The organism is bacterium (assembly GCA_021372775.1).
GTDB lineage: Bacteria > Acidobacteriota > Polarisedimenticolia > J045 > J045 > JAJFTU01.
The window spans coordinates 1-9,932 of sequence record JAJFTU010000474.1 but is presented as its reverse complement, the minus strand read 5'-3'; the positions used below and the strand labels follow the sequence as shown (position 1 = coordinate 9,932).

The window sequence follows — 9,932 nt, the reverse complement described above, 5'->3', positions numbered from 1 at the left end:
GTCCGGACGCGCGTCGCGCGGCGCCGCGAGCGCCTCGACGCGCCGGTCGGTCGTGTCGCCGTAGGCGGCGACCGTCTCCAGCGCCGCCGGCAGGATCACGGGGATCTTCTGCTCCAGCGCGTCCTTCTCGCCGCCGCCGGAGACGAAGAAACGCAGCCGCGCCGTGCCCGGCCGCTCGGCCGCGAACTTGAACCGCACCTCGCGCGGCCGCCCGTCCGGCAGCTCGACGCGGCGGGTCGCCTCGCCGACGAGCGTCAGCCCCTCGGCCTCCGCCCGCACCTCGACCGCGCGCACCGCCGCCTTCGGCGCGTGGACGACGATCCCCGCCTCGAGCGCGTCCCCGACCCGCACGAAGCGCGGCAGCGCCGGCAGCGCGAGCAGCGGCTTGCTCACCGCGACTTTCGACTCGCCGAGGCCGAAGCGGTCCTTCTCGCCGACGGCGAGCGCGATCACGCGGAAGGTCGTGAGATTGTCCGGCAAGTCGAACGACACCGAGGCGTGGCCGCGGCCGTCGGTCACGACGTGCGGCATGAAGAGGACGGTCGTCTTGAAGTCGCTGCGGATCCCGGCGCCCGCGGCCTCGCCGCCGCCGCCGCCCCACAGCGCCTTGGGCATGGCCACGGAGTTCCTGCCGCCGACCGTGACGCCGGCGACCTCGTCGGCGCCTTTCTCGCCGTAGCGCCGCCGCTTGAGCAGCGAGGCGATCGACTCCAGCGACAGCACCCGCAGCGGCGCCGGCGGGTTCAGCCTGTCCACCGGATCGTCCGGCTTGTAGTCGGTCAGGCGCAGCACCCCTTCGTCCACCGCCCAGACCTCGAGCTCGGCCGCGACGCCGGCGCCGCGCCAATCGTTGACCTGCAGCTCGACCGTCACCTTCTCGCGCGGCCGCTTCTCCGGCGCGTCCAGCTTCACGTCCACCGCCAGCCGCTTGATCTTCTTCTCGATCTTCAGCTCGGCGAATCCCATCCGCGCCGCCGGCCGCCCCGGATCGATGTCCCCTTCGGCCGCGGGCGGCGAGAGGACGCGGCCTCGCGTCAGCAGCACCGAGACGTAGGTGTTCGGCGACATCTCCTCCGTGATCGGCACCTCGACCGTCGAGGACGAACCGGCGAGGCGGATCCGCCGCGCGGAGACGATCCCTTCGCGCTCGACCGTCAGCAGCCCCTCCGCGTCCGGCCACGGGCTCTTCACGAGGATCTTCGCCGTCTGCCCCGGCTCGTAGACCGGACGGTCCGCGACCAGCTCGAGGCCGGTCGTGTCGTCCTGCTGCCAACTGGCCCAGCCCGGCCCGACGACGTAGGTCCACTCCGACGACTTCTGCGTGCGGCCGACGCGGTCGGTCAGCGTCGCCTCGACCATGTAGAGGCCGGCGTGCGGCGGCGTGAAGGCGCAGGTTCGTTCCGCCGCGGCCGACTCGACCGCGCAGGTCGAGACCTCGGTCTCCACCGGCTCGGAGACGGTGAACCACTCGCCGCTGCGTTCCTTCTTGCGGATCGACTTCCAGCTCCGTTCCTTGATCGTCAGCGTCAGCGGCAGCCCCGGCACCAGCGCGCCGTCCGGCGCGGCGGCGATCAGCCCGATCGACGTCGGCCGCCCGGGCGCGAGGAAGCCCTCGGCCGTCTTGAGCCCGACGTAGGCCGCGGCCGGATGGACGACGATCTCCGTCCGCCCCGCGATCCGCTGCCGATCGACGTCCGACACCTCCGTCTCGATCGTGTAGCGCCAAGGGCGCGAGCCCGGCGCTTCGGCGATCCCCGCCTTCACCGCGAGGACCCCGGCCGCGTCGGTCTTCCCTTCGCCCGAGGCGAAGACGCCGCCCTGCTCGGCCGGCGCCCCGTCGTCCCAGCCCCAGGTGTGCGGGCCGAACGTGTACTCGCCCCGACCGGCCGGCGCGAAGTCGGTCGTCGAGCGCTCCGCGCTCCAGGTCGCCGCCGCGCCGGCCATCGGCGCGCCGAAGAGGCGGCGCGCGACCGCCTGCGCCGCGAGCGGCTCGCCGGCGATCACGCTCTCCCGCGCCGTCTTCATGTCCACGAGGAACTGCGGCGCGCGGTACTCCTCGACGCGGAACGAGGCGGAGACCGTGATCGGTCCCCCCTCGGCGTCGATCTTGGCCTGGGCCGAGTACGCGCCGAGCGCGCCGCCCTTGGGCAGCGGGACGCGCGCGCTGAACGTGCCGAAGCGGTTCGTCGCCAGCGTTTGCGTCGCGACCTCCGCGTCGCGGGAGTCGGTGATCTTCAGCTCGACCCGGCGTCCCGGCGCCGGCGCGCGCAGGCCGCGCGCGTCGCGCGTCCGGACCACGCCGACGAGGTCGAGCTCGTCGCCGGGGCGGTAGACGCCGCGCTCCGGCTGGATGTAGCCGAACCCTTCCGGCCCGCCGGCGAAGGCGTCGCCGCGGGCGTAGCGCCACGTCGTGAGGTCGTCCGACCACGCGGCGACGGTCGCGCCGAGGAAGGCGTCCTTGCGCGCGGCGACGACCAGCCCGCGCTCCGCCTCCCACGAGTTCCCCTTGAGCTGGCCGGCGAGGCCGGCCATGCGGGCGATCCCTTCGTCGTTCGCGACGCCGCGCAGCTTGACCTCGCCGGAGGCGTCGTAGACCTCGATCGTCGCGCCCGGAACCGGCTTCCCCGACGCCAAGTCGGTGACGTAGACGAGGCTCGACGCGGCGCCGAGCTTGGCGTGCACGGCGAGATGGCTGAGCTGCGCCAGCGCCGTCAGCGGCTGGTCGCCGGTCGCGGCCTTCGCGGAGAGCTCGACGAGGAAGAGGCCGTCCTGCCGCCCGGTCGGCAGCGTCGCGTGCAGGTCGAGCGGCGTCCACTTGTAGACGTTGCGGCGGGAGCGCGGCGAGATGATCCGCTCGATCGGCGCGCGCTGCGGGACCGCGCGCTTGGCCGCGTAGCGGGTCGCGACGAACTGGGCGAGCTCGCCCGGCTCGAGCGCCCAGATCCTCGCCCGCAGGGCGAGCAGGTTGACGGTGCGGATCGGGAGCGCGCCGTCGCCCGTTCCTTCGAGCAGCGCCTCGTTGCGGTCCACGGCGACTTCCGGGTCGATGTCTTCCGTCCTGCACTGGAGGGTGAAGAACGGCGCGGACTGGCCGAAGCGGTCGAGCGCGCCGTCGTCGACGGTGAGCCTGTAGGTCGTGCCGGGCTTGTAGTCCGCCGGGATGGAGGCGTACGGCCGGCGCCCGTTGCGGATGTCGGCGCTCGCCTCGTCCCAGTCGATCTTGACCGGCGGCTCGATCGAGAGCTTCCCCTTGAGCGACTTGAGGTCCGGCTCGTTCGTGGCGTGCAGGACGCAAGGGCCCCACGGGCCGGCGTCGTAGTCGGGCTCGACGAACTGCATCGCCCCGTACGTCCGATACTCGACGCGGTAGGGGTTCGGCAACGTCAGCGGCCCCTCGCTCCCCGCGAGCTCTTGGTCCACGACGAGGATCACTCGCTCGCCGCTGGGCAGGGGCTGCTCCGGCTTCAGCTCGTAGACGGTCCGCTTGTCGTTCCCCTCTTTGATCCGGCGCTGCAACTCGGCGATCCAGTACTGGTTGCCGGGCTCCTTCCGCGCCTCCTCCAATTCGGCCTCCAGCTTCGTCGTCTCCTTCACCACGCGGAGCGCGATCGGGCGGCCCGCCTCGCCGGCGAGCAGCCGCGCGCGGAGGACGAGGTCGCGCACCGGCTGGTTGAACTCGAGGTCGAACGTCTGGTCGGGGACCAACCACGCGTATCCCGGACTCGGCGCGACGTCTTCGACCGCGGGCGCCGGGGTGTGGAACTTGTAGCGGTACGGCTCGGCGAGGACCGAGCCGTCGATCGCCCGCAGCCCCGCGGGCACCTCGACCGAGAACTCGGTCGAGAGCGGCAGAGGCCGCTCCGGCACGAACTCGACCGTCGCCGAGCCGAGCCAGCGCCATTCGCCCGGAACGGCGGGGGAGATCCGCGCCGGCGCGGGGCCCTCGGCCGCGGCCTGCGCGTCGGACAGGGAGACGACCGGCTTGGAGAAGGTCACCGCGACCTGCGCCTTCCCGTGCGCTTCCTCCTGGGGGCGGGCGGCGACGACGAGCAGCTCCGCGCCGCTCTTCGCGGCCGGCGCTCCGCCTTGGGAAACGCCCGCCGGCTGAACGCCGACGGCGAGCAACGCGAGCAGGGCGGCGAGGCCGAACGGAGAGACCGCGGCGAGGCGGACGCCGACGCGGGAGGAGCGGTTCGTCGTCATCTGTTCCCCCTGAGGGACAAGTCCGAAAGCAACCAAACCAAGCCGTCGCATCATAGCGCAGCGACGCCCGCGGCCGATCGACCGCGGGCGCCGTTTCGCAATGCGCGTCATCGCGCGACGGGAAGCCGATTCGAGATGCTCTCCGTCGCGCGGCGGGACGCCGTTTCGACGGCGCCCTCAGTCGGCCGGCGGCGCGACGGTGAAGACGCCTCCCTCGGAGCGGCCGAAGACCTCCGGCGCGTACATCTCCTCTGCCCGCGCCGGCGGCAGGAGGAACGTCCCGGCCGTCGTCGCGCGAAGGGCCACGGTCAACGTGTGCATGCCGGCCGGCAGCTCGTCGGCGAAGGCGAGGACCCGGTCGTCGCGCAGTTCCTTGTGGGACCAGACCCACCAGAGCGGCCAACGCAGGAGTCCGTCGTCGCCGTACCCGTCGTCGTCGTCGGGCTTCGCCGTCGTCGCGAACGACGGATCGACGACCTCGAGCCCGGCGGGGATCGGCGCCGAGACGACGACGAACCGCCGCTCGGCCGGCGTTTCGATGCGCAGACGCAGCCGCAGCAGGTCGCCCGCCTTGAACGCCGTTTCCGCGGCGCCGTCCCACGCTTCGATCGACCGCTGCACGATGATCCCGCGGTCGAGCGGCGCAAGGTCGATCTTCGTCGGCGCGTAGCGGAGCGACGCGCTGTAGTAGAGGACGCCCGCTCCTCGCTTCGAAAAGACGAGCGGCGTCTCGGCCGGCAGCGACAGCACCTCGCCGATCGGCCGCTCGATCCGCCTCGCGTCGAGGCTTCGCCCGCGGAACGCCTCCCGCGCCAACGACGCGCCGCCCAGCGAGACGTCGGCCGCGAAGTCGGGAACCGCCTTCTCCTTCGTCCGCAGCAGCTCGGTCAGCGCCATCAGCGCGAAGGCCGACTCCTGCGTCGTGCGGTACTGCCCCTTCCTGTCCCGCGCCGCGGCGAGCCAGCGCGCCGCCTTGCCGACGTACGGATGGTCCGGCTCGACGTCGGCCATGATCATCAACGCGATCGCCGTCGTTCTCGTCGGCGAGGACCAGAAGCTCCAGGCGGAGTCCTCCGCGGACTCCTCGAAGTGGACCTCGCCCGCCGTCTCGCGCGCGGCGCCGAGGACCTCGCCGAGCAGCCCCTTGCCGCGCGCCGCGTCGCCGCCGCCGCCGATCATCGCGTCGGCGAGCATCGCCTTGGCGTAGAGCGGCAGCTCCGCCCGCTGGGCGTAGAGCGCGCCGTACGTCGCGGGCGCCGGCCTGCCGCCGCGGTGCAGAGCCCAGACCGCGAAGACGCGTTCGCCGAGGGAGACGGCAGTCTCCTTCCCGCGGCAACGCTTCGGCCTGCCTGCCGCGACCGACTTGGCGAGGAACGAACGCGCGTTTTCGAGAACGTCGTCGCGGACGGCATAGCCGGCCTTCTTCGCGCGGGCGAGGGCGAGGAAGGCGTAGGACGAGCCGTCGTACGAGGGACACGTGGAGGACGGCCAGTAACGGAAACCGCCTGCGTACGTCTGCAGCGCCGAGATCCGCTCGATCGCCCGGCGCGCGACGGCGTCCGGCGCGTCGCCGGCGGACGCCGGCGACGGCTGGCCGAAGATGCGGGCGTAGAGCGCGTCCAGCTCCTCGGCCCGAGCGAGCGCCTCGCGGTCGGTCGTCGGCGCGACGCCGAAAGCCCGCTGCAGGTCGCCGAGCGCGACGAACGGGATCAGTCGCGAGGAAAGCTGCTCGACGCAGCCGAACGGGTACTCGACGAGCTGCCGCATCGCCTCGGCGTAGCCGCCGATCGCGCTCGAGGCGAGCGTGACCGTGAGCCCGCCCGCGTCCGGACGCGCGTCGCGCGGCGCGGCGAGCGCCTCCGCGCGCCGGCCGCCCGTGTCGCCGTAGGCGGCGACCGTTTCCAAGGCGGCGGCGACGTCGACGGGGAGCTTCTGTTCCACCGCGTCCTTCTCGCCGCCGCCCTCGACGAAGAACCGCAGCGTCGCCGTCCCCGGCTTCTCCGCCGCGAACTTGAAGCGCACCTCGCGCGGCCGCCCTTCCGGCAACTCGACGGTTCGCGTCGCCGCGCCGACGAGCGTCAGCCCCTCGGCCTCGGCCCTGACCGCGACCGCGCGCGCCGCGGCCTTCGGGGCGTGGACGACCACGCCCGCCTCGAACTCGTCGCCGACCCGCGCGAAGCGCGGCAGCGCCGGCATCGCGAGGAGCGGCTTGCTCACAACGACCTTCGTCTCGCCGAGGCCGGCGCGGTCCGTCTCGTCCACCGCCACCGCGAAAACGCGGTAGGTCGTCACGTTGTCGGGAAGGTCGAACGACACCGTCGCGCGCCCGCGCTCGTCGGTCGTCACGTGCGGCGCGAACAGGGGCGTTGTCTTGAACAGACGCCGCACGTCCGCCGCGGGCGACGTCTCCGGAACCGACGGGTCGCCCTCGCCCGACACGACGAGCGGCATCGCCATCGCGGTCGCGGTCGCGGTCCTGCTGATGGTGGGACGGCGCGGTCGCAGCGTGAGGCTCGGCGACTCGTCGTCGTCGCCGTCCCGCCGCCGGAGATTCAGCGCCCGCAGCGACGAAAGCGTCCGGACCCGCAGGCCGGCGCTCAAGTTGAAGATCTCGACGGGATCCTGGGGGCGGTGGTCGGTGAGGTTCAGCACCCCCTCGTCGACCGCCCAGACTTCGAGCTCCGCCGGCACGCCGACGCCGCGCCAATCGTTCACTTGCAGCTCGAGCGTCGTCTTCTGGCGCGGCTTCTTCTCCGGGGCGTCCGACTTCACGACGACCGCCAGCCGCTTGATCTTCAAGTCGATGTCCAGCGGGACCGATCCCGCGCGGACAAGGGGACCGGCGACGTCTTCGTCGCGGCCTGCGGCGCGCCGCCGATCGGGCGTCAACAAGACGGAGACGAAGACGTTCGGCGCCATGGCTTCGGTGACGGGGACTTCGAGGACCGGCGCCGCGCCGACGAGGTGGATCGGTCGTTCCGCAATGATCCCCTCGCGCTCGATCGTCAGGAGGCCGTCGGCCTCCGGCCAAGGGTTCTCGACGACGATCCGCGCCGTCTCGCCGGGAGCGTAGTTGGGACGTTCGGTGCGGAGCGCGAGCTCGCGTTCGTCGCCGGCGTTCGGACGCGACGCGCGCGCCCCCGTTGCGCTGAGCGACATCGACGTCGTCTGCGTTCGGCCCGCCGCGTCGGCCACCGTCGCGCGAAGGACGTAGACCCCCGCGGCGGCGAACGTGAATTCGCACGTCCGCTCGTCCGGCGTCGACGTCGTCGCGCATCGGCCGACTTCCGTCTCGCGCGTTTTGTACGTCGTCGTCCACCCGCCGTCCTGGCGGCGCGTGCGGACGGCGTCCGACGTCCGCAACGACGCGGTCAGCGTGATCGGCAAGCCGGAGAGCGGCGCGCCCTCCGGCGAGACCGCGATCAGCCCGACCGCGAGCGGACGCCCGGCGGCGGCGAACCCCGCCGGCGCCCGGATCCCCGCGTAGGCGGCCGCCGGATGGACGAGGATCGACGTCCTCGCGGCGACCCGTTGCCGGTCGGCGTTGGCCACCTCCGCCTCGACGATGCGCCGGGAGGCTCGGCCGTGCGTCTCCTCCGCCGTCGCGGCTTCGAGCGCGAACCGCCCCGCGGCGTCGGTCCGCCCCTTGCCTTCGAGGAAGCAGCTTCCCGACGCGCCGTCGTCGTCCCAGTAACCCGTGTTCGGCCCGAAGACGTAGTCGTCGTGTCCCGGCGGGACGAACTCCGCGGGCCCGCAGCGCACGGTCCATGAGACGGGCGCTTCCGGCATCGGCGCGCCGAAGAGCTGGCGCGCGTCGAAGTCCGCCGCCAGCGACTCCCGGGCGAGGACGCTCGCCTTTCGCGCCCTCGCGAGGACGCGAAACTGTGGCGCGCGGTATTCGGCGACGCCAAAGCCGCCCCCATCCGTGACCGTCTGCCCATCGACCTCGAACGAGACGCGGACGTCGTAACCCCCCAAGGGCGCCTCTCGGCTCAGGGGCACGCGCGCGCTGAGCGTGCCGAATCGCGTCGTCGTCGTCTCGCGCGAGGCGATCGTCTCTCCTCGCGGATCAAGCACCTCGATCTTCGCCGCGATTCCCGCCGGCGTGCGCAGGCCGCGCGCGTCGCGCACGCGCAGGACGCCGACGACGTCGACTTCTTCCCCCGGACGATAGACGCCTCGGTCGGTGAAGACGTAGCCCCGCGGCTCCTTTCGGTCCATCAAGACGTCGCGGTCGTCGGACACCTCCTGCGGGAGGTCGTCGCCCATGCCGGTGACCGTCGCGCCGCTCTGCCCGCCCTTGCGCGCGACCACGGCGAGCGGCCGCGCACGGAAACCGTGCTCCATGTCGGTTCGCGGACTCGCCAGGCCGGGGAGCAGCGCGACGCCCGCCGCGTCGGTCACGCCGGCGAGCCTCGGGGTTCCGCCTTCGTAGACGTCGACCGCGGCGCCGGCGACCGGCGCGCCGGTCGCGAGGTCGGTCACGTAGACGAGACTCGAGGCGGCGCCGAGCTTGGCGTGGACGGCGAGATGACTCAGCTGGACGAGCGCCTCGGTCGCGCCGTGGAACGAGGGGGCGACGTCGAAGCGCATCAGGACGAAGCCGTCGGTGCGGCCCGGCGGCAGCAAGCGGCGCACGTCGATCGGGATCCAGCGGAAGACATTCTTCCGAGAGTGCGTGGCGACGACGATCTCGCGCGGCTTGCGGTCCGGCCGCCAGGACCGCCCCGTCGCGGACTCCTCGGCGGCCATCCCCAGTTCGTTCGGCGCAAGCGTCCAGACCTTGGCCCGCAGCATCGGGATGTTGAGCGTGCGCACGCGAAAGGCGCCGTCGGGTCCCGCCGCGACGAGCCATTTTCCGCGGTCCAACTGGACCAGCGCCGGGTAGTCGGTCGTCGTGAACCGGGAGACGAACGCCGGCGCCGTCTGGCCCGCCTGATCGCGCACGCCGGCCGCGATGGAGATCGTGTAGCTCGTTCCCGTGGCGAGATTCGCCGGCAACTGGACGATCGCCTCCCGCCGCGTCGATCCCTTGTCCGGCGTCGTCGTCTGCGTTTGGGCCTTGTCCCAGTCGACCGCGACGGGCGGATCGATCCGGAACCGCGCGCGGAGGGACGCGAGGTCGGGCTCGTTCGAGACGCGAAGAGTGATCCGCCCCCACGGCGGAACCGTTTCGTTGACGCCGGGCTCGGGGCCGAAGAAGCGCATCGCCCCAAAAGTGCGGTAGGAGACTTCGAACGGCTTCTCCAGCGTCAGGTTCCCTTCCGTCGCGCGGAGATCGCCGTCCACGACGAAGCGCACTTCCGCGTTCAGCGGGAGCCGCTCGTCCGCGCGCAAATCGTAGTTGGTCCGTACGTCGCGACCGGACTCGATCTCTTCCGCCCACACCGCAATTCGCCGGCTCTGCGGATCGGTCCTCTTCTCCTCGTCCAGCTCGTCCTGCAGCGCAAGGGCCTCCCGCGCCACGCGCAGCGCGACCGGGCGGCCTTCGGCGCCGACGAGAAGGCGGGCGTGCCGTGCAAGGTCGCGCAGCGGCTGGTTCGCCGAGACGCGGAACGTCTGGTCGGGCGCGAGCCACGGAAAGCCGGTGGAAGGCGATATGTCGGTGATCTCCGGCCGCGCGGTGTTGAACGTGAACCGGTACGGCGCGCGGAGAACCGAGCCGTCGAGCGCCTTCAGTCCCGCGGGCACCTCGACCGTGAACGCCGTCGCCCGCGGCAGCCGCGCCT

The 9,932-nt window shown here is 72.7% G+C and carries 2 protein-coding genes; both read right to left on the bottom strand.

All coding sequences use genetic code 11. The annotated features are described in order from the left end of the window. Positions 1-4,203 (bottom strand): alpha-2-macroglobulin (locus LLG88_16385; GenBank protein ID MCE5248486.1); only part of this gene is annotated, 4,203 nt, incomplete at its 3' end. A gap of 177 nt (positions 4,204-4,380) precedes the next feature. Further along, positions 4,381-9,894, bottom strand: coding sequence for an alpha-2-macroglobulin (locus tag LLG88_16380; GenBank protein ID MCE5248485.1), 5,514 nt, complete (start codon positions 9,892-9,894; stop codon positions 4,381-4,383). Positions 9,895-9,932 lie beyond the last annotated feature (38 nt).